General features: G+C 59.7%; 23 protein-coding genes and 1 pseudogene. 12 read left to right on the top strand and 12 right to left on the bottom strand.

Features of this window, described 5'->3' with window-relative positions; genetic code table 11:
• Positions 1–178 precede the first annotated feature (178 nt).
• From ACW9JE_RS01450 to ACW9JE_RS01440, 3 genes are all read right to left on the bottom strand, one after another.
• The gene (locus tag ACW9JE_RS01450) at positions 179–793 is read right to left on the bottom strand and encodes a dihydrofolate reductase family protein (protein ID WP_457431623.1); all 615 of its coding nucleotides are present in this window, start codon (positions 791–793) and stop codon (positions 179–181) included.
• Between the two features lie 128 nt (positions 794–921).
• Positions 922–1,596 carry a class I SAM-dependent methyltransferase gene (locus ACW9JE_RS01445; protein WP_457431622.1) on the bottom strand — a complete coding sequence of 225 codons (675 nt, stop codon included), beginning with the start codon at positions 1,594–1,596 and terminating at the stop codon, positions 922–924.
• A gap of 63 nt (positions 1,597–1,659) precedes the next feature.
• A complete protein-coding gene (locus tag ACW9JE_RS01440; RefSeq protein ID WP_457431620.1) occupies positions 1,660–2,871 on the bottom strand; it encodes an MFS transporter in 1,212 nt (403 codons plus the stop codon).
• 112 nt (positions 2,872–2,983) lie between these two features.
• On the opposite strand from ACW9JE_RS01440, the gene ACW9JE_RS01435 reads away from it, so the two are divergent.
• The 7 genes from ACW9JE_RS01435 (at position 2,984) to ACW9JE_RS01405 (ending at position 9,967) form a co-directional block, all read left to right on the top strand.
• Entirely contained in the window at positions 2,984–3,757 is a 774-nt protein-coding gene (locus ACW9JE_RS01435) for an AraC family transcriptional regulator (RefSeq protein ID WP_457431619.1), read from the top strand.
• A gap of 296 nt (positions 3,758–4,053) precedes the next feature.
• Positions 4,054–4,965, top strand: a complete 912-nt coding sequence (locus tag ACW9JE_RS01430) for a TauD/TfdA dioxygenase family protein (RefSeq protein WP_457431618.1) — start codon at positions 4,054–4,056, stop codon at positions 4,963–4,965.
• A gap of 33 nt (positions 4,966–4,998) precedes the next feature.
• Positions 4,999–6,102 (top strand): ABC transporter substrate-binding protein, encoded by a 1,104-nt coding sequence (locus ACW9JE_RS01425; protein WP_457431617.1) that lies wholly within the window; start codon positions 4,999–5,001, stop codon positions 6,100–6,102.
• A 13-nt stretch (positions 6,103–6,115) separates the two neighbouring features.
• Positions 6,116–7,018 carry an ABC transporter permease gene (locus tag ACW9JE_RS01420; protein ID WP_457431616.1) on the top strand — a complete coding sequence of 301 codons (903 nt, stop codon included), beginning with the start codon at positions 6,116–6,118 and terminating at the stop codon, positions 7,016–7,018.
• Positions 7,018–7,803 carry an ABC transporter permease gene (locus ACW9JE_RS01415; protein ID WP_457431615.1) on the top strand — a complete coding sequence of 262 codons (786 nt, stop codon included), beginning with the start codon at positions 7,018–7,020 and terminating at the stop codon, positions 7,801–7,803. Before ACW9JE_RS01420 ends, ACW9JE_RS01415 begins: the two co-directional genes overlap by 1 nt.
• Positions 7,804–7,828: 25 nt before the next feature.
• The gene (locus ACW9JE_RS01410) at positions 7,829–8,590 is read left to right on the top strand and encodes an ABC transporter ATP-binding protein (RefSeq protein WP_457431614.1); all 762 of its coding nucleotides are present in this window, start codon (positions 7,829–7,831) and stop codon (positions 8,588–8,590) included.
• Between the two features lie 45 nt (positions 8,591–8,635).
• A complete protein-coding gene (locus ACW9JE_RS01405) occupies positions 8,636–9,967 on the top strand; it encodes an LLM class flavin-dependent oxidoreductase (protein WP_457431613.1) in 1,332 nt (443 codons plus the stop codon).
• Between the two features lie 316 nt (positions 9,968–10,283).
• Here the strand turns inward: ACW9JE_RS01405 and ACW9JE_RS01400 are convergent, their stop codons facing one another.
• Positions 10,284–10,724 (bottom strand): hypothetical protein, encoded by a 441-nt coding sequence (locus tag ACW9JE_RS01400; RefSeq protein WP_457431612.1) that lies wholly within the window; start codon positions 10,722–10,724, stop codon positions 10,284–10,286.
• A 247-nt stretch (positions 10,725–10,971) separates the two neighbouring features.
• On the opposite strand from ACW9JE_RS01400, the gene ACW9JE_RS01395 reads away from it, so the two are divergent.
• A complete protein-coding gene (locus ACW9JE_RS01395; protein WP_457431611.1) occupies positions 10,972–11,505 on the top strand; it encodes an AAA family ATPase in 534 nt (177 codons plus the stop codon).
• Positions 11,506–11,525: 20 nt separating this feature from the next.
• Here ACW9JE_RS01395 and ACW9JE_RS01390 read toward each other — a convergent pair whose 3' ends face one another.
• From ACW9JE_RS01390 to ACW9JE_RS01380, 3 genes are all read right to left on the bottom strand, one after another.
• Complete coding sequence (locus ACW9JE_RS01390; RefSeq protein WP_457431610.1) at positions 11,526–11,972, bottom strand: NUDIX hydrolase; 447 nt, start codon at positions 11,970–11,972, stop codon at positions 11,526–11,528.
• A 200-nt stretch (positions 11,973–12,172) separates the two neighbouring features.
• A complete protein-coding gene (locus ACW9JE_RS01385) occupies positions 12,173–12,709 on the bottom strand; it encodes a dihydrofolate reductase family protein (RefSeq protein WP_457431609.1) in 537 nt (178 codons plus the stop codon).
• Between the two features lie 132 nt (positions 12,710–12,841).
• Positions 12,842–13,471: an alpha/beta fold hydrolase gene (locus ACW9JE_RS01380; RefSeq protein WP_457431608.1), complete on the bottom strand. Its 630-nt coding sequence runs from the start codon at positions 13,469–13,471 to the stop codon at positions 12,842–12,844.
• 186 nt (positions 13,472–13,657) lie between these two features.
• Between ACW9JE_RS01380 and ACW9JE_RS01375 the strand changes: the two genes are divergently transcribed.
• On the top strand, positions 13,658–14,287 hold the full coding sequence (locus tag ACW9JE_RS01375) for a DUF433 domain-containing protein (RefSeq protein ID WP_457431607.1): 630 nt from the start codon (positions 13,658–13,660) through the stop codon (positions 14,285–14,287).
• Positions 14,284–14,760, top strand: coding sequence for a DUF5615 family PIN-like protein (locus ACW9JE_RS01370; RefSeq protein WP_457431606.1), 477 nt, complete (start codon positions 14,284–14,286; stop codon positions 14,758–14,760). Before ACW9JE_RS01375 ends, ACW9JE_RS01370 begins: the two co-directional genes overlap by 4 nt.
• Positions 14,761–14,845: 85 nt before the next feature.
• Here ACW9JE_RS01370 and ACW9JE_RS01365 read toward each other — a convergent pair whose 3' ends face one another.
• The 3 genes from ACW9JE_RS01365 to ACW9JE_RS01355 form a co-directional block, all read right to left on the bottom strand.
• A complete protein-coding gene (locus tag ACW9JE_RS01365) occupies positions 14,846–15,604 on the bottom strand; it encodes a class I SAM-dependent methyltransferase (protein ID WP_457431605.1) in 759 nt (252 codons plus the stop codon).
• A complete protein-coding gene (locus ACW9JE_RS01360) occupies positions 15,597–16,088 on the bottom strand; it encodes a MarR family winged helix-turn-helix transcriptional regulator (protein ID WP_457431604.1) in 492 nt (163 codons plus the stop codon). Before ACW9JE_RS01360 ends, ACW9JE_RS01365 begins: the two co-directional genes overlap by 8 nt.
• A gap of 85 nt (positions 16,089–16,173) precedes the next feature.
• Positions 16,174–16,857 (bottom strand): TetR family transcriptional regulator C-terminal domain-containing protein, encoded by a 684-nt coding sequence (locus ACW9JE_RS01355; RefSeq protein WP_457431603.1) that lies wholly within the window; start codon positions 16,855–16,857, stop codon positions 16,174–16,176.
• A 104-nt stretch (positions 16,858–16,961) separates the two neighbouring features.
• On the opposite strand from ACW9JE_RS01355, the gene ACW9JE_RS01350 reads away from it, so the two are divergent.
• Both ACW9JE_RS01350 and ACW9JE_RS01345 read left to right on the top strand, forming a co-directional pair.
• Complete coding sequence (locus ACW9JE_RS01350) at positions 16,962–17,627, top strand: M24 family metallopeptidase (RefSeq protein ID WP_457431602.1); 666 nt, start codon at positions 16,962–16,964, stop codon at positions 17,625–17,627.
• A gap of 75 nt (positions 17,628–17,702) precedes the next feature.
• Positions 17,703–18,130: pseudogene (locus tag ACW9JE_RS01345) on the top strand (TOBE domain-containing protein).
• Positions 18,131–18,329: 199 nt separating this feature from the next.
• On the opposite strand, the gene ACW9JE_RS01340 reads toward ACW9JE_RS01345, so the two are convergent.
• Both ACW9JE_RS01340 and ACW9JE_RS01335 read right to left on the bottom strand, forming a co-directional pair.
• Positions 18,330–19,577: a serine hydrolase domain-containing protein gene (locus ACW9JE_RS01340; protein WP_457431601.1), complete on the bottom strand. Its 1,248-nt coding sequence runs from the start codon at positions 19,575–19,577 to the stop codon at positions 18,330–18,332.
• Between the two features lie 81 nt (positions 19,578–19,658).
• Positions 19,659–21,512 carry a DUF1302 domain-containing protein gene (locus ACW9JE_RS01335; RefSeq protein ID WP_457431600.1) on the bottom strand — a complete coding sequence of 618 codons (1,854 nt, stop codon included), beginning with the start codon at positions 21,510–21,512 and terminating at the stop codon, positions 19,659–19,661.
• Between the last annotated feature and the right edge of the window lie 209 nt (positions 21,513–21,721).

The following is a 21,721-nucleotide window of genomic DNA, read 5'->3' as shown; positions in this document are numbered from 1 at the left end:
CTTGATCGGGACCCTGTGGCGAGGGGGTTTAGCGAAACGTCGCACCGCCCCGTTCGGCGGCGAAGCCGTCGCAAAACCTGAATGCACGCATTGTCTGGAAGAACACAGGGGCCGCTTCGCAGCCCAACGGGGGTAAACCCCCTCGCCACAGGGTTATGGCTGCACCCGATATTCGGGTTTAACCGAAGGTTCCGACCTCCACTTCCCCACTACGCACATACCGCGCTACCAGCACACCACCGGGCGTGGTGATGGAATGCTCCAGAGCAAACGCCGAAGCCTGCGCATCATCCCCGAACAACCGCTTGCCACTCCCCAGCAGAACGGGATGAATCATCAGCCTTAACTCATCCACCAACCCCGCCGCCAACAACTGACGCACCAGATCGCCGCTGCCCTGGGTCAGCAGCTGTGAACCGTTCTGTTGTTTGAGCGCGCGCACGGCTCCGACGACATCCGGGTCCAGCACCCGACTGTTATGCCAATCCAGCGAATCCGGCCGATGGGTGGCCACGTGCTTGGGCACGGCGTTGAACAGGTCGGCGATGGGGTTTTCGGCTTCGGGTTTTATCTGCGGCCAGTAGCCCGCGAAGATGTCGTAGGTACGCCGGCCCAACAGCAATTCGAAAGGCTCGGCGAACAGATCCATCACGGCCTCGCCGGACACTTCGTCGGCGTAGGGCACGATCCAGCCGCCGAAGCGAAAGCCCTCGCTGCGGTCTTCCTCGGGGCCGCCGGGGGCTTGCATGACGCCGTCGATGGACATGAAGGCGGCGACGATGAGTTTGCGCATGGTGATCTCCTGATTGGATCTGGGCCCGCTTCCTGTGGGAGCGAGCCTGCTCGCGATGGTCGTGATCGATAACGCTGGCTACCTGATGCCCCGCGGTGTCTGGGCCTCCATCGCGAGCGTGCTCGCTCCTACAGGGTTTGGGGCGTGGCCACTAGCAGTAAAGACTGCGGGACGGGGCTTTGCGGGTGCTGGGGTTCCTGCAGTTCGGCCAGGCGCAGGCCGGCCATGTCCAGCGCCCGGATCCAGCTGGACAGGGTACGCATGTACCACGGCATGGGCTGCCACTGGCCCTTGAAGCTGGCGAAGGTTTCTTCTCGCCAACCATCTTGATAATCGCCCGCCGCTGCGGTCCATGGATGCAGCGTCTGGATCACCAACGCGCCGCCGGGGGCGAGCAAGGCGTTCATGGCGGCGAGCAGGGGAATGATGTCCTGGTGCAGCAGGGCGAAATTGGCGCAGATCACGTCGTAATCCCTGCCGATATCCACCTGTGCTGAGGCCAGCGCTTCATAGCTCGCCAAATGCACCTGCGAAGAACAAGCTGCCCGCGCCGACGCCACCAGCGTCGCATCGCCATCCACTCCGACCGCCTCGATCCCGCGTTCCGCCAGCGCCCGCAACAGCCAGCCTTCGCCGCAGCCGAGATCCAGCACACGCTCGGGCTGGCGACTCTGGATAGCCAGCAAAATCGCCCGATCAGTCACCTGCTGACGACTTTCGATAGCGCCGCTGCGCACGGCTTCGATCCAGGCTTGGGCGTTGTGCTGCCAGCTCTGCAGCAGGCTGGTTTCCGGGGAGGACATGGGAACGACCGGCGTGATGGGTTGAATCAACAGGATAGGCCACCCGAAGGTGGCCCGTCCTCGTCAAACCCCTTTGGTCGACGGCAGGAGGATGGTCATGATGCCGAGCAGCGGCAGAAAGGAGCAAAGTGTGTAGACGTATTCGATGCCATGAATGTCCGCCAGATGCCCCAGCAGCGCGGCGCCGATGCCGCCGAAACCGAACATCAGGCCGAAGAACACACCGGCAATCATGCCGACGTTGCCCGGCACCAGTTCCTGGGCGAACACCACGATGGCGGAGAACGCCGAGGCGAGGATGAAGCCGATGAACACGCTCAGCACGCTGGTCCAGAACAGGTCGACATAGGGCAGGGCGAGGGTAAAGGGCGCGGCGCCCAGGATGGAGAACCAGATCACCTTCTTGCGGCCGATCTTGTCACCGATAGGCCCGCCGAAGAAAGTGCCCGCTGCCACCGAACCGAGGAACAGGAACAGGTACAGCTGGGAGCTGGCCACCGACAGATCGAACTTCTCGATCAGGTAGAAGGTGTAGTAGCTGGTGAAGCTGGACATGTAGAAGTACTTGGAGAACACCAGCAGCGCGAGCACCACCAGGGCAAAGGTCACGCGGCGCTTGGAAAGGCCGTGGGTCGCCTTGCCCCCCTGCTTGAGTTTGAACAGGTTCAGGTGCGCGCGGTACCAGCGGCTCAGGCCGAACAGAACCAGGATCGCGAATACCGCAAACAGGCCGAACCAGGCCACGTTGCCCTGGCCGTAAGGAATGATGATCGCCGCGGCCAGCAACGGACCGAAAGCGGTGCCGGCGTTGCCGCCCACCTGGAAGGTCGACTGTGCCAGACCATAACGACCACCCGACGCCAGACGCGCCACTCGCGAGGTTTCCGGGTGGAAGGTCGAAGAGCCGATCCCCACCAACGCCGAAGCCACCAGAATCGCCGGAAAGCTACCAACAAACGCCAGCATCAAAATGCCGATCAGCGTGCAGACCATCCCGGCCGGCAGCAGCCAGGGCTTGGGATGACGGTCGGTGTGATAACCGACCCACGGCTGCAACAGCGATGCGGTCAGCTGGAAGGTCAGGGTGATCAGACCCACCTGGGTAAAGGTCAGGCCGTAGCTGGCCTTGAGCAGCGGGTAGATCGAAGGCAGCACGGCCTGGATCAGGTCGTTGATCAGGTGCGCCAGGGCGCAGGCACCGATCACTCGCATGACCAGTGGGCTGGTCTGGCTGGCCGCCGAAGCGGTCGCAGAAGGGGTCGTAATTGAGGACATTGCACGTCATCCAGGCTGAGTAAGAGCATTGCGTAGATCAGCCGCTATGCTAGATTTCGCGAAATTGCCTGTCTCGCGCGATTCGGGCGCTGACTTTCGTAAAAAGGGCATCATGGACAAATCACTCGAAGAATTTGTGCTCGCAATGGACGAAGTGGACTGGCCGGTGTGCACCAGCGCGACCGATTACCCGGAAAACTGGTTCATCAAGCCCCACAGCCACATCAAGCATCAGCTGATCTACGCCATCGAGGGCGTGATGGTGGTGCATTCAGGCTTGAACCAATGGACAGTTCCGCCGAGTCGCGGCATCTGGATGCCCAGCGGCCATGTGCATTCGATCCGCTGCGTGGGTGCGTTGAAAATGCGCAGCGTCTTCGTGCGACAGGAATGTTTTCCGCAACTGCCGGATGAGACCCGGGCGGTGAGTATCTCAGCGCTGTTGAGCGAGCTGATCAAAACCTCGGTGAGCATCGCCGGCCCTGTCGACGAGGACTCCCGGGAAGCGCGAATCATGCGTCTGATCGTCGATGAACTGACGCTGCTGCCGACCTTGCCGTTGCATTTGCCGCAACCGGTCGATCAGCGTATCCAGGCCATCTGCGACGCCTTGCGCCAGGACCTCGGCGACAGTTCGACCCTGTCGGACTGGAGCGCGCGACTGGGGCTGGATGCCAAGACCATCCAGCGCCTGTTCCACAAGGAAACCGGCATGACTTTCGGCCAGTGGCGTCAGCAGGCAAGGTTGCTCTCGGCGTTGGAGCGTATTGCGCAGGGCGAGAAAATCATCGATGTGGCCGGAGTGCTGGGCTACGACAGCCCGAGTGCGTTCAGCACCATGTTCAAGAAGCAGTTCGGGACTACGCCGAGTCATTTTTTCAAATGACCTCGTAACCCGGTGACCCTGTAGGAGCGAGCACGCTCGCGATGGTCGTTAACGATAACGTTGGCTGCCTGACACCCCTCGGTGCCTGCGCCACCATCGCGAGCATGCTCGCTCCTACAGGAGGGCATGTTTAGTTATTACGTAATAACTAACAACTTATGTCTTTTTATTAAATCACATCGCTCATTTGTTATATGGCCAAACTTCTATCTTTAGAATAATTTGTGATTAGTCATCACTGCTTTTATGTCTTTATGATCTGTCCCACAACAACTCGTGAGACAGGAGGTAGCTCGATGACTATTCAAATCAAACCGGTTGCAGGTCGAATTGGGGCACAACTCGAAGGCGTAAAGTTGGGCGGCGATATCAGCCCCGAACAATTCGAATTCATTAACCAGGCACTGCTCAAATATAAAGTGCTGTTCTTCCGCGACCAGCATCTCAACGATGCCGAGCATGAAGCCTTCTCCCGCCGTTTCGGCGATCAGGTCCCACATCCCACCGTTAGATCCGCGGAACAGAGCGCCGCGATCCTGCACCTGGACGCCAAGGAAACCCGCGCCAATTCCTGGCACACCGATGTCACCTTTGTCGCCAATTACCCGAAAGTGTCCATCTTGCGTGGTGTAGTCATTCCACCTTACGGCGGAGACACCGTATGGGCCAATACGGCAACGGCCTACGCCGACCTACCCGAACCATTAAAACAACTCGCCGATAATCTTCGGGTTCTTCATACCAACTTATATGACTACGCCGCACCGCGTAATACCGACGAATCCGGGCTCAAGCGTTATCGCGAACAGTTCACCGCCGAGATCTACGAAACCGAACATCCATTAGTACGAGTCCATCCGGAGTCCGGTGAAAGAAGTTTGTTATTGGGGCACTTCGTCAAACAGATCCAGGGGTTGAACACTAACGACTCCAAACAACTGATTCGCCTGTTCCATGACCGCATTACCCATGTCGACAACACCGTACGCTGGCGCTGGCATGAAGGGGATGTGGTGATCTGGGACAACCGCGCCACCCAGCACATTGCGATCAACGATTACGGCGATGCCCAGCGCATCGTGCGTCGCACCACCATCGACGGCGATGTCCCGGTGGGCGTGGACGGGCGCCTGAGCCAGGCGCTCAAGCCGACGCCTGATGCCCGCTCGCCGAAAACCGAAGCCGACAAAAAACACCTCGCCGCCTGACAGGCCAGTCTCATCGATACAAGGAAGGCTCACATGAAGCTCAACGGCATTCGTCTGTTCAAAAAAGGCAGCATCGCTGCAGCACTGGCTGCGGTACTTGCGATCCCCGTGGCTGAAGCCGATGTGTTGCGCATCGGTGTCGCGACAGCCGGTGGCGGTGATCCGGTGACCTTCAGCGGTTCGCCTCTGGGCATCGTGCGCAATCAGCAACTGCTGGAAAAAGCCTTCGCCGGAACCGGCACTGAAGTGCAGTGGTTCTTCTTCAAGGGCGCTGGGCCTGCGGTCAACGAGGCCTTGTCCAATCAGCAGCTGGACTTCGCCTATCAGGGCGATCTGCCGGCCGTGGTCGGGCGCTCCAACGGACTGGACACCAAATTGCTGGCGGCGCTTGGCGTGCGCGCCAACCTCTACCTGGCGGTGCCCAAAGGCTCGCCGCTCAAAACCATCGAGGATCTGAAGGGCAAGAAAGTCGCGATCTTCCGCGGCACCAACGGCCATCTGGTGATGATCAATCTGCTGGCGGAACACGGCCTCACCGAGCGCGATATCAAGGTCATCAACCTCGATACCGGTAGCTCACAGGCGGCTCTCATTTCCAATGGCGTGGATGCCGCCTTCGGTGGTCGCGAGTTGTTCAAGCTGCGGGACAAAGGCCTGATCGACATCGTCTACGACAACCCCGAGCAGAACGTGCGCTACACCCGGCAGACGGCGCTGGTGGTGCGCGGTGCCTATGAAAAGGAACACCCGGCCAACGTGCAAAAGGTAGTCGATACGCTGGTGGATGCGGCGAAATGGACGTCGGACGAGAGCAATCGTGACGCGGTCTTCACCGAGTGGGCCAAAAGCAACGACCCCGCGGATTCACTGCGTGCCGACTTCACCGGCGTCACCCTCAGGGACAGGGCATCGCCTTTGGTCGATAACTTCCTGATCAGTCGATACCAGGCGGTGGCGGAGCAGGCCAAGGAAGAAAAACTCATCCGCCGGCCGATCAGCATCGATGGCTGGTTCGAGACCAGTTACCTGCAGAAATCCCTCAAGGCCAAAGGACTGGAAAGCTACTGGACGTCTTACGGCCCGGACGGCAAACAGCCAGCGGGTAATGCAGTAGCGGCCACGACGACCGCCAAATAAAGGAGCTAAGCAGATGGCCAGGGCACAGACCGCAAGACTCGAGAAGTATGGGGCGCCGGCATTGCCGAGCGACAACGTCAAACGTCTTCCACCGTCACCCGTTCGCCCGGTGCGCAAGGTCGAGGTGCAGCGCACCTCGGCCTGGTCCCTGAACCTGGGTGACAAGGCCTTGCCCTGGCTGTTGCCGCTGCTGTTGCTGGGCTTGTGGTACCTGGGAGTGGAGCGTGGCTGGCTGTCGGAGCAGGTACTGCCACCGCCGGCCTACGTTTATCAGGCGCTGTCGGACCTGGTCAGCAGCGGCGATCTGTGGCTCAACGCATCGGCCAGCCTGCAACGGGTTGTAGTCGGATTCGGTCTTGGCGCCTTGCTCGGTGTAGCGCTGGGCCTGGCCATGGGACTGTCGCGGACGCTGGAGGATTATCTGCTGCCGACCTTCAATGCGCTGGTGCAGATTCCGGTGCTGGGCTGGCTGCCGTTCGCCTTGCTGCTGTTCGGCATCGGCGAGACGCTCAAGTACGTGCTGATTGCCAAGGCGGCCTTGGTGCCGATCACCCTGTGCACCTTGCAGGCGTTCCGTCAGGCACCGAAAAATCTGTTGGAAGTCGGGCGGACCTACGGTTTCAGCCGTCGGCAAAGTGTGACTTCCATCGTTCTGCCGGCGGCGATTCCGACGCTGTTCACCGGTTTTCGCTTGGGCTTCACCAAGGCCTGGCTGTCGCTGGTGGTAGTCGAACTGGTGGCCTCCAGTGAAGGGCTGGGATACCTGATTGTCTATGGGCGTCAGCTGTTTCAACTCGATTTGGTCATGGCCGCTGTAGTGGTGGTGGGGACCCTCGGACTGCTGATCGATCGGGGTTTCGATTACGCCGAGAAGCGCCTCAATCGTGGTCGGCCAACCCTCGGAGGGCAGCGGTGATGAGTGCGACTCTTTCGATTTCCAACGGCAGCCATCGCTATCGCGGTTGGGTCTTGCCGATCTCCGTGGTCGCCCTGTGGTGGCTCGCGTCGAACCTCGGCTGGAGCGAGTCGGGGCTGCTGGTTTCGCCGGAAAAAGTCGCGGTAACGGCCTGGGATCAGATCACCTCGGAAAAATTCTGGCGGGCGATTTCGGCGAGTCTGGCGCGCAACCTCAGCGGCTTTTTCATTGGCACAGCGCTCGGTTTGGTGTTGGGTTGCCTGCTGGGTCTTTCGCGGCACTTCGAGCGTCTGGTCGGCCCGAGTTTCAATACCTTCAAGCAAATCTCGCTGTTCGCCTGGATCCCGCTGATCTCGGTGTGGTTCGGCCTGGGCGACGTGGCCAAGGTGGTGTTCCTGTCGCTGGCCGCGCTGGTGCCGGTGGTGGTCAACACCTGCGACGGCTTGCGCAACGTCCCGCCGAATCTGCTGGAAGTGGCGCGGGTCTACGGCTTCAGCCGCTGGCAAACCATCGTCGGGGTGATGCTGCCTGCCGCCTTGCCGTCGATCTTCACCGGGCTGTATCTGGCGCTGGTCTACAGCTGGCTGGCGACCATCGGCGCCGAGTACCTGCTGGTCTCGGGGGAGGGCATCGGCAACACGCTGATCGATGGCAGCGAGCATTTCATGATGGATCTGGTGCTGTTTGGAATGGTGATTATCGGCCTGGTGGGATGGGGACTGAACGCGTTGGCCCGGACACTCGAACGACGGATGCAGCGTTTGTATGGCATCGCTCCTCGCTGATTGAAACATTGAAAAGGATCGCAGCATGAACAACAGCCTCACTCTGGAAAACATCAGCAAGCGCTTCACCTCGCGACCGGGCAGTTCAACGCAATTGCAGGTGCTGGACAACATCGATCTCGACATCGCCCCCGGCGAATTCATCAGCATCGTCGGTGCCAGCGGCTGCGGTAAATCCACGCTGCTGCGGCTGATCCTCGGCCTGGACGAGGAGTTCGACGGGCGCATCCTGCTCGATGGCAAACCGATCAAGGGCACGGGCCTTGAGCGCGGCATCGTGTTCCAGGATCACCGCTTGTTCCCCTGGCTCAACGTCGAACAGAACGTCGCCGTGGGCCTGAAGAACTCGCCGCTGAGCGCCGCGCAGAAACGCGACACCGTGCGCGAGCACATCGAACTGGTGGGCCTGCAGGACTTCATCGAGGCCTACCCGCATCAGATTTCCGGCGGCATGGCGCAGCGGGTGGCCATCGCTCGCGGGTTGGTCAATCGGCCGAGCGTGCTGTTACTGGATGAACCCTTGGGCGCCCTCGACGCTTTGACCCGCGCGCGCTTGCAGGGCGAGCTGCAGAACATCTGGGCCAAGGAAAAAATCACCATGATCCTGGTCACCCACGATGTAGACGAGGCGGTGTTCCTCGGTGATCGGGTGGTGGTGATGCAGCCCAATCCTGGGCGCATCCGCCGCATTCTCGACATCGATCTGCCGCGTCCGCGCAATCGCAGTGACAGCCGCTTTATCAACCTGCGCGATGACGTGCTGAGCGACTTTGCCGAGTTGCACTGAGGCGCACCGCCTTATCTTTTTAATCGTCATTTTTAAGGAACGGAAATGTCCGAACGCCAGCTCAGCCTCAACCTGTTCATCTACCCCAACGGTCACCACGAAGCCGCCTGGCGCCACCCGCAGTCGGTGCCGGAAGCGTCCATGGACATCGGCTACTACCAGCAACTGGCGCAACGCGCCGAACGGGAAAAGCTGGACGCGATCTTCTTCGCCGACTCGCCGTCCCTGGCCGAAAGCGACCGTGAAGGCCTGCGCATTCGATTCGAGCCCATCACCTGGCTGGCGGCGATTGCCGCGGTGACCGAACGCATCGGCCTGATCGCCACCGCCAGTACCACCTACAGCGAACCCTACAACCTGGCCCGTTCATTCAGCGCGCTGGACCACCTGAGCAAGGGCCGCGCCGGCTGGAACATCGTCACCACTTCCCTGGCCGCCGCAGCCGCCAACTTCGGCCTGGACCAGCATCCACCGGCCCAAGACCGTTACGCCAAGGCCGAGGAATTCGTGCAGGTGGTCGGCGACCTGTGGGACAGCTGGGAGGACGACGCGCTGGTGTTGGACAAGACCGCAGGCGTATTTGCCAACGGCGCCAAGGTGCATTCGATCAACCACGTCGGCACCCACTACCGGGTCAAGGGCCCGTTCAACTCGCCACGCTCGCCGCAGGGCCGGCCGGTGCAGGTGCAGGCCGGCTCTTCCGAGGACGGCCGGGATTTCGCCTCGCGCCATGCCGAAGCCATCTTCACCGCCCACCAGACCCTGCAAAGCGCCACCGAATTCGCCAACGACATCCGCAACCGCGCGAGGGCCGTGGGGCGCGATCCCCGCCAGCTGAAAATCCTCCCCGGCATCAGCCCCTACATCGGCAGCACCGAAGCCGAGGCCCAGCGCAAGTTCGACGAACTCAACGAACTGGTACTGCCACACGTCGCCCTGGGGCAACTGCGCCGCTTGCTGGGCGTTGACTTGTCGGATCAGGACCTGGACGCACCATTCCCACGACACCTGGTCAACTTCGACGGCGACGAAAGCCAGGCCAGCCGCTTCAAACTGATCATCGACATCGTCGACCGCGAGAAGCCCACCCTGCGCCAACTGATCAACCGCCTGGCCGGCGCCCGCGGGCATTGGGTGCCGGTGGGAACGCCAACGCAGATCGCCGACTTGATCGAACAGTGGTTCCGCAGTGGGGCTGCCGATGGCTTCAACGTGATGCCACCGGCGTTTCCTGAGGGGTTTGAAGTGTTCCTGGATGAAGTGCTGCCGATCCTGCGCAAGCGGGGGCTGTTTCGGGAGGAATATGCGGGGACGACGCTGCGGGAGCATTACGGCTTGAGTCGGCCGGTTTCGCGGTTTGCGTTGAAGTCGGCGTGAGCCTTTAGAGGATCCTTTCAGGATCATCGCGAGCAGGCTCCACAGTGGTCGGTGGTGGCGCGATATTTGTTACCACCCCAGAACCCCTGTGGGAGCGGGCTTGCTCGCGAAAGCGGTGTATCAGTCGCCATCAATGTTGAATGTGCCGACCTCTTCGCGAGCAAGCCCGCTCCCACAGGTTTATTTGTCGAGCACAGAAATTGCGAACGACACCAGACACTGTGGGAGCGGGCTTGCCCGCGAAGGCGGTGGTTCAGTCAACATTGATAGTCTGGTGTGCCGACTTCTTTTTCCTTCGTTTTTTTCTGCCACCCGCTTACTCGGGAATGCCTGTTACGGTGTGCACGACACGCATCGCACAAGGCGCTCGCGCCCCTTCCGGATCGATCTGTTCACATTTCTTCAGCAGCGGATAGACGTCGGCAAACTTCAGTGCCGACACCTGTTCGGCGTGCTGCTGCGAAACGAAGCAATGCTCGAACCGGTAGGCCGCATACACCTCGGGGCGCAACGCCGGATAGTCGTAAACCTCGTCGACGATATTCTTGAGCATCCGAGACATCTGTCCGTCGGCAGAAGGGGTAATCCTGGCAAGCAAAACATCCTTGGCGACCCCGGCCTGCCTGGCCGCGATAGCTTCTTTCGACGCACCAATGGACGCCTGCATTCCCTGCGGAAGGGGACAATCAGACGCCGCCAATGCCGAGGTCGACGTCATGCAACCAAATAGGGTTAAAACAGCAACCATCCTTGTCATGAGATTTCCTTGTTGAAAGCGAGTGTTGTTGGAAAGTGGGTGGCGATTCTATTCCTGAATCGGATGGGGAAAAACTTCTTCATAAGATTGTTTGCCCTTTTACTCCAACGACCGAGTAGTTCATTGCTAACTGTTCGGCGTTGCCTACTAGGTGCCTCCATTGTTCGCTTCGAAAGTATCGGGGAGGGCTTCCTACCCTAGGCAAAAAACCGCAAAATCGCCGGCCTTTTTCTGACAGGAAGTCACCATGCAGCGCATCGTAATTCTGGGCAATGCCGGTAGCGGCAAATCCACAATGGCTCGCATTCTCGGCGAGCGCCTTGGCCTGCCCGTCGTACACCTCGACACGTTGTTCTGGGAACCCGGTTGGGTCGAGCCGGATGCCGAACAATTCCGTAATCGTGTAGGCGAGGCTGTCGCAGGGGGCTCCTGGATCTGCGAAGGCAACTATGCCCGCCGAACATTCGACCTGCGCTTGCCGCGTGCCGACCTGATCATCTGGCTTGATACGCCGCGGCTTATTTGTTTGAGCCGGGTGATCAGGCGCAACGTCATGAACCGCCCTCGTGCTGACCTTCCGGCAGGTTGCTCAGAAAAAATTAACCGGGTGTTCATGACCTTTCTGAAGTTCGTGTGGAGTTTTGATCACGGCTACCGGACCGGTATCGAAGCGGTGCGCAAACGCACGGGTCCTCATGTACCTACTGTGCATTTACGAGGTCGCCGGCAGATTGCTGCTTTTCTCGAAAGCTTGCCGGCAACCCCGGAAAGCTGTCTTTAATAGCCGAGGGTGCAGGGCAACTAACTCAGGTGCTGATCATCAGCCAGCAGGAAGTCGCCCTTCGATATCACTGAGGTCAAATACCGCAGCGCCCGCTGAAAGACTGGATGACACTCTGCAAATGGCAGGTCATCAAAAGAAGCCCAGAAGAAACTAAAGATGTGACCATGGTCGTCGAGTGTTTGATGCGTCCATTGCTCCGGCAAGGACGTATGCGATGCACACAGTTGAAACGACCAGATCTGATTCAGGTGGCCGGCATTCCAACAGCCGAGATCGCGGACAAGGAAAGCTGTGTGGATACCGGACTCTTCTCTCAACTCCCTTAGTGCGCCCTGCGCAGGTGTTTCGCCGGACTCAATGGTGCCTTTGACCAATTGCACACCTGCCAGTGGATGGCGAAACAGCAGGATGCGTGGCTCAGGTGTACTCGAAAGCAACACGGGGCATGTTTTGTTGGGTAACATCACGATTTCCTTATCGGCGCAGAAGTAGAGAAGAAAAGGGGGGCTGCCACAGTTCCAAATCGATGCCCCGTAAATTGTGGGAGCGAGCCTGCTCGCGATGGACTCCGGATCACCGCGCTCATCCAGTTATGGAGGCGTTATCGTTCAAAATCATCGCGAGCAGGCTCGCTCCCACAGGGTTTGCGGTCTCCGGTATTGGTTTAGCGGATCAACCGATAGGTCGACTGCACCAGCCCCGAAGCAAAGCAACGGCTGGAGACCAGCTTCAAATCAACGTCGCGGGGAAGGGCGCCGAACAGCGGCTTTCCCGAGCCGATCAGCACGGGGACTGTGGTGATCACCATCTCGGCGATCAGTCCCTCGCGCAGGAATGACTGCACCAGTTGCCCGCCATCGACATACGCCCGGTGCATTCCCTGTTTCGTCAATTCGTCCATCACGTCCCGAGGCGAGAGGCTGGAGAAGCGCACTTTGCCTTTGAGGGTCTCGGGCACCGGTGTGTCGGCCAGTTGTGCAGAGAGCACCACGACGGGCCGGTCATAGAACCAGGTGTCGAAGGTCAGCACCTTTTCGTAGGTCCCCCGGCCCATGACGATGACGTCCTTGTCGGCGATGAAGTCGTTGTAGCCGTGGTCTTCGGTTGGGTCATCGCGTTGCAGGAGCCAGTCGATGTCGCCGTCGGGTCTGGCGATGAAGCCGTCCAGGCTGGTGGCGATGAAAACATGGGCGGTGGCCATGGGATTTCCTTATTCATGGGGCAGTTGTTGAGGCGGGATCATACTTGCCGAGGCTTTTTGGGACGAAACAAGGGGGCCGAACTGTTTCTCTAGAACAAATCCAACCCCATTTTTGCTCTTCTCTTCGCGTGGCTAAACCCGAAACGGCCTGAAGAACGCCCGGATTTCCTCAGCCAGAATCTGCGGCTGCTCCAGCGCCGCGAAATGACCTCCGCGAGCCATGTGCTCCCAGCGATGCACATCGAAAACGCGTGCCACCCAGCTACGGGGCGGCATGGGGATTTCCTTTGGAAAGAGGGAGACGCCCAACGGAGTATCGACTCGCTCGCCTGGCTCGAACACTAACGGGTTTTGTCTGTTTTCCTTATACAAACGCAAGCTTGCATGGACGTTCCCGCTAAACCAGTACAGCGCGATATTGGTCAGAAGAGTATCGAGCGATATGACTTGTTCCAGATCGTCGGGATGATCGGCCCAGGACTGAAACTTTTCGAGCATCCAGGCTGCGAGACCTATCGGTGAATCCGTCAGTGCGAAAGCCAGGGTTTGTGGTTTCGTGCTCTGCAGCGCAGCGTACGCACCTTCGGTGGCAGCAAACTGGCTACTGCGATTCAGGAAATCCTGTTCCGCCTCGTTCAAAGCGTCTTGTCCGTCACCCAGAGGTGGCCGATAGCTGCCGGGAATGTAATTGAGATGAGCATCTCCGGCGGCGTTCAGCGATTCCTCGCTGGTGATCATATAGCGCACGGCTCTATCGCTCATGCGTGCATTCCATTGGCGTCGGCTCCTTTCCTCAAGGGTCTTGGGTGACGCGACCAGGATTTGAAGCACTCCGTTACCCACTCGGCTCAATTCGTCGCGAGGCTGGAACAGGGGCCTTACGAGCCATTGCATGCCCGGGAAATGAGGCAGAGAATAATGTTCCCGAAAACACGGAAACATTTTCTCATGACCAATTCTGAGATCGCATGGTCCCCCAGCTCCGAGGTGGCCTTTGTAACCCAGACATCGGAATCCGAGGTCGACCGCCTTGTCGACGACGGGATGCTGCCATCACGCTTTTGCAAGCGGAGCCAGCGTCGAGAGTTCGATCTGGTCGGCACCTCGGTCTCAGTGACCATAAACCACGATCTCAAGCACCTGCTGACTCGTAATGCACGAAAGGTAGCCATTGAAACGTGGATGGAGAGTCATTACAGCGTGCTGCTCGCTGAGTATCAGCAGCCAGGGAAGACCATTTCCGACGATGTGGTCATGGCAGTCAGCTCATTTGACATGGGGACGCTGAGCGTCAACCTTGAGAGTTCAATGGGACGCATGGCTGATCGCCTCAAGACAATCCATCGGGTACACGAAACCGTGATCTGCGATCCAGAGATTCTCGGCGGCTTGCCGGTCATCCGGGGTTCACGCCTGCCGATTGAGAATTTGCTGGCTACGGTCGACGAAGGCGTGCCATTCGACATTATTCAGGACGACTATCCGTTCCTCACTCCGGAAATGATTGAACACGCCCGTCTTTATCAGCAGACCCACCCGCGCCGAGGCCGCCCGCGCAGGTTTGAGCAGCCTGAATGAGTTTCCGCTTTCTGATCGATGAGTGCCTGTCACCTTCGCTCACGACGATTGCCCACATGGCAGGCCATGTCGCCACGTCGGTCCGCGATATGGGGTGGAACGGGCTGACGGACCAGCAATTGATGGTGCGGGTCATTGAGGGTGATTACACGTTGGTAACAATCAATTCCCGTGACTTTCGCGGCCCTGCGGGCGGTCCGGTGGCCGGACTTCACGCTCGCGAGACACTGCATGCCGGTTTGGTTTGCCTGAATGGTCATGGCCGTGGTCTGGGCATGCTTCGCCAACAAGCGCTTTTCAAGCATGCACTCGATGTGATGCCTGGCGATATGGTCAATAGGGCGCTCGAGGTGTGGGACAGTGAGGATGGTTCGCTAACGGTGCAAACCTACCCCATACCTTGTGGTTCACAGGCTGTAGGAGCCGAGCTTGCTCGCGAAGAGGTCGGCACATTCAACAATGATGCTGGCTGACCTGACGCATTCGCGGGCAAGCCTCGCTCCTACAGGGTTTTGGGCGTTTACAGGTTTTGTGATCGACCACTTGCGCCTGTGTCGCTCATAGCCGCCCAATCCTCATGTTGATGGGCCAGGTGATGGCGTGCCGGGTCTCGGGGGTGCCCCAGAGATTGGCGATGTCGGTGGCGAAGGTGTGAAGCAGATCCTCTCGGCCCGATTCCCTGGCGCTGCGGATCGCCGACCAGGTGGAGACGTAGCCGAGAAATTCGTCGAGGTTCCACTCAAGGTGGATGGCGATCTCGGGGGGCTCAAGCTCGGTGAAGGGGAAGTCGATCGTCGAGTATCCGGTGTCCACCAGCTTGCGTTCGGCGGGCCAGAAGGGGCCGATTTCGTTCCAGTAGAACTGCTCGAAGCGGGCACCGAGTTCGCCGTCCATGCGCAGCACGCCATAGCTGATCAGCGCGAGAATCGCGTCGCGCTCGGCCGCGCGGCGGACCTCGTCGTAGAACCTTGGCAGGTCGAACCAGTGAGCGGCCTGTGCGGCGGTGATGAGGCTGGCGCTGCGGCTCAGGAGGGGGAGGTCTTCGGCCTGGGCGCAGGCGTAGCTGACATTGGTTTGTGGCTGGGCGTGATTAACCTGTTCGGCGCTTGGGTCAAAGCCGATCACCTCGCGGAAATGCCCGCCAAGCTGTTTGGTCAGTTGGCCGTTGCCACAGCCGACATCGACTGCGAGGAACGTGTTGGGCGCGAGTGACGCCAGATACGCCGACAGTTGTGGCGGGTATTCCGGGCGAAAGCGGGCGTAGGCCTGGCCGCCCTGGTCGAACCAGTTCTTCGATTCACGGTTGAGATTATTCATGGTGGGCAACGTCCGCTGTGAGTTGCTGTTTGGCTTGATTCAGGCGCTCGGAGAATCCGCGGTTTTCAAGGGCTTTCGCCGCTTCTTCCAGGACCCGGCGCAACGGATAGCCGATTTCCTCCTCCAGATGCTCGATGGCTTCGAAGGTGGCGAACCAGTGGGATTTCAATTGCTTCACCACGGCGCTGCCGGCGGGGGTCAGCTGGATGACAGTCTTGCGGCCATCGACGCCGCGCTGGCGGGAAATCAGGCCGTCGGCGTCCATCTGGCTCACGGTCTGACTGATCGCACCTTGGGTCAGGTGGGTGCGGGTGGTGATCTCGGTGACGGTCTGGGCGCCGGAGCGGATCGCACGCAATATCGGGGTGTAGCGCGCCCGGTAGGTCAGGCCCATTTGCTGGTAATGCTCCTCGGCGCCGACCTCCACCAGTTCCGAAACATAACGCAGAAGCTCGCCGAGGCCGGGCTCGTTCAATCTGTTCATGGCGTTACTCCACAAGGCTTGGGAGGCAAGTTACATTAGCGCTAATGTAATTTGCAAGCCGGCCTGATGCATGGAGCTGACACGATCAAAAAGGCACGCCGATATTCGGCACAACCCCTCCCAACACCATCCGCGTAATCGTCCCCGCCGCGCGCTCATAATCCTCATCATCCGGCTTGTCCGCCCCCCGGATCAGCGACATCTGCCACCCCAGGTTGGTATAGGTCCGGGTCGCCGACCAGATGAACAGCATCAGATGCTCAGGGTCGGCCGGCGCAATCAGGCCGCGTTCGATCCAGCCACGCAGGTGATCGATGTTGCGCTGGGCCTCTTCGTGCAGCAGATCCTTGTACTTGTCGGGCAGGTGCTTGCCGCCGAACAGTAATTCGTGGCTGAAGACCTTCGAGCTCAGCGGATTCTCCTGAATGATCCGGATCCGCGCCTTGATGTACGCCTGCAAGCCCACCGCCGGATCGTCGCTTTCCCTGAGCGCCGCCGAGGCCTTGAGCAGCGGGCCGACGAAACTCAGCAGCACGTGTGCGTAGAGGTTTTCCTTGGTCTGGAAGTAGTAATAGAGGTTGGCCTTGGGAATACCGGCGCGCGCCGCGATATCGCGGGTCTGGGTGGCGTCGAAGCCGGACACTGAAAACTCTTCGCTGGCAGCCTTGAGGATCAGCAGATGGTTTTTCTGGCGGATGCTGGGCTTCTTCAGGAACTGGTCCAGCGCGCTGGAGGGATCGCCGATCTGGGTGCTGGAAATGTTCATCATGTCGGGTTCGAGCCTGGATCGCGGCTTTATCTTTGTTATTGAGTGTCGCAATATACAAAAATATATAGCGCTTGGCCTGCGCTTTCTTACCAAGGGAAGGAATGATGAATACGGTCCTGAAAAACAAAGAAGCAGTCGGTGAGCGTTACCAGCTGGAAACCATGCGTTACGCCCAGCAGATGACCTGGAAGGCCATCGAGCGCATTGCCGCGGTCATCACGCCCGGCATGCGCGAATCCGAAGCGCAGCTGCGCGGCAAGGAAATCCTGGCGGAACTGGGCATGGACCGTATCTGGCACCCGCTGCTGGTGCGTTTCGGCGCCAATACTCTCAAGACCTTCAAGCAGCGCTCCGAGGGCGATCCCGAGCTGGGTGAAAACGACATTTTCTTTATCGACATGGGCGTGGTCTGGCAGGGGCATGAAGGGGATGCCGGCGCGACCTTCACCACTGGCTCCGATCCGCAAATGGCCGCCTGCGCCGCGGCGGCCAAGGAGCTGTTCGATCGCGTCGAGCGCTTCTGGCGCAGCGAACGGGTTTCCGGCGTGGCGCTATACGATTTCGCCGCCGCCGAGGCAAATGCCATGGGCTGGAAGCTCAACCTCGACATCAAGGGCCACCGGGTCAGTGACTTTCCCCATGCGATTTATCGCGGCGGTGATCTTGGCGACCTGGACCAGTACCCGAACAACGGCTTGTGGATTCTGGAAATCCAGCTCGCCCATCCCGAGCGGGCGTTTGGTGCGTTTTACGAGGATTTGCTCATCTGATCGGAATGTCGGATGGCTTGTGGGGGACGGTCTAAGGTTGTTCCAACCAACCCGAACACCAACCAGGAGCACCTCATGAAAGTCAGTGCACGCAACGCCCTCAAAGGCCAGGTCACCCAGGTCCAGGAAGGGGCGGTCATGCGGAAGTCAGCTTGAAGTTGTCCGGCGGCGAGCAACTCGTCGCCGTGGTGACCCTGGAAAGCGTCCGCAACCTGCCGATTGCCGTGGGCGAGGAAGCCATCGCCCTGATCAAGGCGCCCTGGGTCATGCTGATGACCGAGTCCGACGACATCCGCCTCTCCGCGCGTAATTGCCTGAAGGGCAAGGTGCTGAGCGTCAATGACGGAGCGGTCAATTCCGAGGTGGTCATCGAGTTGGCCGGTGGGTCGAAAGTCTATTCGATCGTGACCCGTGATGCCGTGGCGGAGTTGGGGTTGAAGCCGGGGGTGAGCGCTGCGGCGGTGATCAAGGCGTCTCACATTATTCTGGCTGTGCCGGCCTGATTCGATGGCTTTAAAAGATCGCAGCCTTCGACAACTCCAGGTTTTGTTCAGGACGCAATTCCTGTGGGAGCGAGCAGGCTCGCTCCCACAGTGGGCGAATGCCATCCACAAATCCTCTGTGGGAGCGTGGCTTGCCCGCGAATGGTGGTCAACGATGACGCTGGCTGTCTGATGCCCCGCGGCTGTATGAACCTCCATCTCACTCCTTCAATTGCACCAGTACCGAATCGACCATGCTGTTGAACGTCCCCGCTGAATCAATCGCCCGTGCAGCCACCTTCGCTTCACCTTCAGCGCTGGTGGCGCGCCTGGCTTGATCGGCCGTGGAAGACAATTTCACGATGACCACTTCGCGCTTGGGGTTGATGTAGATTTTTTGTCCGAAACGACCACTGGCTTCCACCGAACCCTGTCCGTCATTTCGCTGAAACCAATAGTTGCGGTAGGCATAACCGGGGCGCCCTGGCGCAAGGTTGCCTTGAGCGAAAACCGCCGGATCGCCCGCTTGAAAGGTGCTGTGTACGGCGCGATTGAAGCTGTCGGCGCTGAGCTCGCGAGCGAGTTCACGGCGTACCATTTCGGCAAAACGCGCGGTGTCGCGAAGGTTCGCGCTGATACCGCCGCTGGCCATTTCGGTGCCCAGTTCGTCAATCTGGACATAGGCGTCTTCCTGGGCGAAGCGCGACCAGATGCGTTGCTGCACCAGCTGCGCCCAGTTCAATCCGGAGATCCGCCGCAGTGCCCAGGCCAGCGCCTCAGGTGAACCGTTCTGATAAAAGAAACGGCTTTCACCGGGGGCTCTCTGCGCGAACTTCAGGAATGAATAGATATCGTCCGGCATCGCTGCGTTGCGCGGGATCAATCCGGTGGCGGCAAACAGGCCCAGATCAGGCGGCACCGCTTCGGGATAGGCCACAGCCACTTGCATATCAAGGTTGGCCTGCACCGTGGCTTCTCCGAACGGTGTACCACTCAGCTCAGGGACGTAACTGGCCAGCCTGGCCAAGGGGTCGAGCGTGCCTTCGGCGATAAACTGCGCCGCCAGAAGACCTGTCACCGACTTGGTCATCGATGCCCATATGTGTGGCTGGTTAGCCTCGAATCCGTCCAGATATCGCTCGAACACCACTTTGCCGCGGTGCAGCACGATGAATCCGTCGGTCGTGGTGTCCTGCAGGTATTGGGCAAGTGTCAGGTTCGCCTCGCCGGCTTTGAACTCGACAGAGTCAAGCTGTCGAGGCTCTTCCCCTGTCAATGGCAACGGCTGGGCGGCGCGAGCGATGTTGCGCGTCGCAGACACTTCCCGCGCATGGCGTATCGACCAGCGCAGAAAGGGCGGTTGAAAGGCGTTGGCTTTGTTCACACGAAACTCCTGGGCAGGTGGAAATCCTTGCATGACGCCGTCACCGGCCGCCACGGCAGAAGCGGTAGCCGTGCTGAGCAGCAACGCCGTCCCAAGCACCAGCCGGGATGTGGTTTTGGCAAAATCGCAATGAATGCGCATGGATCGGTATTCCTTTGATAAGAGTCAGAAAGAGGCGCCGACGCTGATCGCCGCGAAGTCGCGATCACCGCGAGTCCCATAGCTGCCATCGATGTAGTCGGTGTAAGAGAGGCTCAGCGAATACTTGCTCATGAATGTCGCATCCAGGCCCAGGCTCACCGAGCGCGAACCTTCGTTGAACGCCGAACCGTCGCCTGGCGAGTAACCCTTGACGTCATGGGACCAGGACAGGTTCGGGCGCAGGTCCAGTCCCTGCATCACGCTCGAGTAACTCCAGGTCGCTCGCAGTCGATAACCCCAGGAAAACGGCGTGACGAAGCCCTCGTTATTGCAGTACTCGGGGCTGTTGGAAATGCTCAGGCAAACGCTGTTGTCGGCCAGTTCGCCACTGTTGTAGGCACCGGATCGGCCATAGCGTGGCCCGTTTTTTCCTTCCAGGCCGCCGACGTAAGTAGCGCCGATTTCGCCCACCAGCAATAGCTGGTTCGCCCCCATCACCTGGCCAAGAGAATGCATCGCCGAGACTTGCGCCTGGGTGACTTCCTTGCGCCGATACCCGTTGAACAGCGTCGAGTCGGTGGTCGGTCGCAGGCCGGGTTCGGACAACGGACTGCGACCGTCGACGTTGAGCAGCGACTGAAGCACATCGGTGCCGTTGAGCTGCACGGGCATGTTCGGGCGATAGCTGAGCTCGCCCTGAAGCGCCGTGCCGGTGCGCAGGTTCGTGGAAAACGTCAGGCCGTACAAGCGGATGTCCTCAGGGTACTGCGCGAGATACTGCGAAGTTCCCATCCGCAACGCGCCGGCCAGGGACTGGCCTGAGCTGGACGCCAGAAATGCGCCGCAACCTGCCGAAGGCACACCGAGATTGCTGCACAGCTGCGGGGCGAAAGCGTTGTTGCTGAAGTACGGGCTGCTGACGGTGCCCAGATAAGGCGAACGGCTGTGGTAGTTGGCGGCATACACACCAAATTCGGCATCCAGCGGCGCCACATACCAGCGCAGCGACAGACCCCACTGGCCACTGTTGCGAGCATCCTTGTCGCCCGCTCGAGGGATACGCACACCTTCCTCGGTCATGACCACGCCAAACGGTCCCAGCCCTCGGTTGGCCGCCGCGAGGTTGACCTGCCGGCCACCGACGTCAAGGCTTTCGCAGCCCTCGGGAATGAAGTCGTTGCCCGAAAAGAAGGTTGCGCAGTTGTCCAGCTGCGTCTGTTCCCAATCCAGCTGATAGAACGCATCAAAGGACAGCGCATCGTTGATGTTCTGGGTCACGTACAGCAGGTTGACCGGCACCAGTGCGTCCTTGACCTCCGAGCCCGGTCGACGCAGCGCCGCCTGGTTGAAAGGGTTCACGACGTTCAAGCCGCCCTGGATGAAAATGCTCTCGCCCCAGTTCACCACTTGTTTGCCCAAGCGCGTCGAGCCCGGCTCACCATTGATGTCGTAGAAGCGATAGACGAACGCGTCGAGCCACTGGAAACCGGCTGTCTTCGCCGAGGTTTTGCGGTTGTTGTCGTCGATCTCCTTGAAGCGTTGGCTGTGATCGCGCTGCGCGGTGTCGTACCAATAGGTACCGCGCACGAACATGCCCAGGTTGTCGTGTTTGAGTTCCAGGTCGTGTGTGCCTTTGAAGACCGTCGAGAACACGTCACCGGATCGATAATTGCGCCTGCCGTCATTACCGTTGGGGGCTGCCACCTGCAGTTTGTCCGGATTGGCGGTGCTGACGCCGATGCCCAATGCCAGGGCCGAATCGAACTGGCCTTCAATCTCGCCCAGTTCGAATTGCATGGCGCCGACAGGGGCGGCGAGCAGGCTGCACGACAGTAAAACCAGCGATGACCGGAACCGGTCGGGAACGATAGCGTTCACTCTTAACCTCTTATTGTGTTTATTAGAGAGTGAGGGGGATGAAGCACCGAGGCCGAGCGAACAGGTTCGTCGTCGGTTGCGAGGGGATGATAGGGAGGCGTTGGATTGGCTCACAAATAGCGTCTCTGGATCGTTGCCATAACACTTCGGCATGGCGCTCGCGGGTGCCCGGCACACCCGATTCACCCAGCTAAAAAAGCTATACCCGG

The organism is Pseudomonas sp. SDO55104_S430 (assembly GCF_054070595.1).
The sequence above is the reverse complement of the archived record's forward strand: the minus strand, read 5'-3'. Positions and strand labels throughout refer to the sequence as shown.

What these genes read in the sequence shown, in the direction of transcription:
- ACW9JE_RS01360 (WP_457431604.1), bottom strand. Translation starts at nt 16,088, where the DNA reads ATGAACAGATTGAACGAGCCCGGCCTCGGCGAGCTTCTGCGTTATGTT.
- ACW9JE_RS01440 (WP_457431620.1), bottom strand. Translation starts at nt 2,871, where the DNA reads ATGTCCTCAATTACGACCCCTTCTGCGACCGCTTCGGCGGCCAGCCAG.
- ACW9JE_RS01355 (WP_457431603.1), bottom strand. Translation starts at nt 16,857, where the DNA reads ATGATGAACATTTCCAGCACCCAGATCGGCGATCCCTCCAGCGCGCTG.
- ACW9JE_RS01390 (WP_457431610.1), bottom strand. Translation starts at nt 11,972, where the DNA reads ATGTTACCCAACAAAACATGCCCCGTGTTGCTTTCGAGTACACCTGAG.
- ACW9JE_RS01395 (WP_457431611.1), top strand. Translation starts at nt 10,972, where the DNA reads ATGCAGCGCATCGTAATTCTGGGCAATGCCGGTAGCGGCAAATCCACA.
- ACW9JE_RS01430 (WP_457431618.1), top strand. Translation starts at nt 4,054, where the DNA reads ATGACTATTCAAATCAAACCGGTTGCAGGTCGAATTGGGGCACAACTC.
- ACW9JE_RS01410 (WP_457431614.1), top strand. Translation starts at nt 7,829, where the DNA reads ATGAACAACAGCCTCACTCTGGAAAACATCAGCAAGCGCTTCACCTCG.
- ACW9JE_RS01450 (WP_457431623.1), bottom strand. Translation starts at nt 793, where the DNA reads ATGCGCAAACTCATCGTCGCCGCCTTCATGTCCATCGACGGCGTCATG.
- ACW9JE_RS01400 (WP_457431612.1), bottom strand. Translation starts at nt 10,724, where the DNA reads ATGACAAGGATGGTTGCTGTTTTAACCCTATTTGGTTGCATGACGTCG.
- ACW9JE_RS01405 (WP_457431613.1), top strand. Translation starts at nt 8,636, where the DNA reads ATGTCCGAACGCCAGCTCAGCCTCAACCTGTTCATCTACCCCAACGGT.
- ACW9JE_RS01420 (WP_457431616.1), top strand. Translation starts at nt 6,116, where the DNA reads ATGGCCAGGGCACAGACCGCAAGACTCGAGAAGTATGGGGCGCCGGCA.
- ACW9JE_RS01370 (WP_457431606.1), top strand. Translation starts at nt 14,284, where the DNA reads ATGAGTTTCCGCTTTCTGATCGATGAGTGCCTGTCACCTTCGCTCACG.
- ACW9JE_RS01415 (WP_457431615.1), top strand. Translation starts at nt 7,018, where the DNA reads ATGAGTGCGACTCTTTCGATTTCCAACGGCAGCCATCGCTATCGCGGT.
- ACW9JE_RS01445 (WP_457431622.1), bottom strand. Translation starts at nt 1,596, where the DNA reads ATGTCCTCCCCGGAAACCAGCCTGCTGCAGAGCTGGCAGCACAACGCC.
- ACW9JE_RS01435 (WP_457431619.1), top strand. Translation starts at nt 2,984, where the DNA reads ATGGACAAATCACTCGAAGAATTTGTGCTCGCAATGGACGAAGTGGAC.
- ACW9JE_RS01375 (WP_457431607.1), top strand. Translation starts at nt 13,658, where the DNA reads ATGACCAATTCTGAGATCGCATGGTCCCCCAGCTCCGAGGTGGCCTTT.
- ACW9JE_RS01365 (WP_457431605.1), bottom strand. Translation starts at nt 15,604, where the DNA reads ATGAATAATCTCAACCGTGAATCGAAGAACTGGTTCGACCAGGGCGGC.
- ACW9JE_RS01350 (WP_457431602.1), top strand. Translation starts at nt 16,962, where the DNA reads ATGAATACGGTCCTGAAAAACAAAGAAGCAGTCGGTGAGCGTTACCAG.
- ACW9JE_RS01380 (WP_457431608.1), bottom strand. Translation starts at nt 13,471, where the DNA reads ATGAGCGATAGAGCCGTGCGCTATATGATCACCAGCGAGGAATCGCTG.
- ACW9JE_RS01385 (WP_457431609.1), bottom strand. Translation starts at nt 12,709, where the DNA reads ATGGCCACCGCCCATGTTTTCATCGCCACCAGCCTGGACGGCTTCATC.
- ACW9JE_RS01425 (WP_457431617.1), top strand. Translation starts at nt 4,999, where the DNA reads ATGAAGCTCAACGGCATTCGTCTGTTCAAAAAAGGCAGCATCGCTGCA.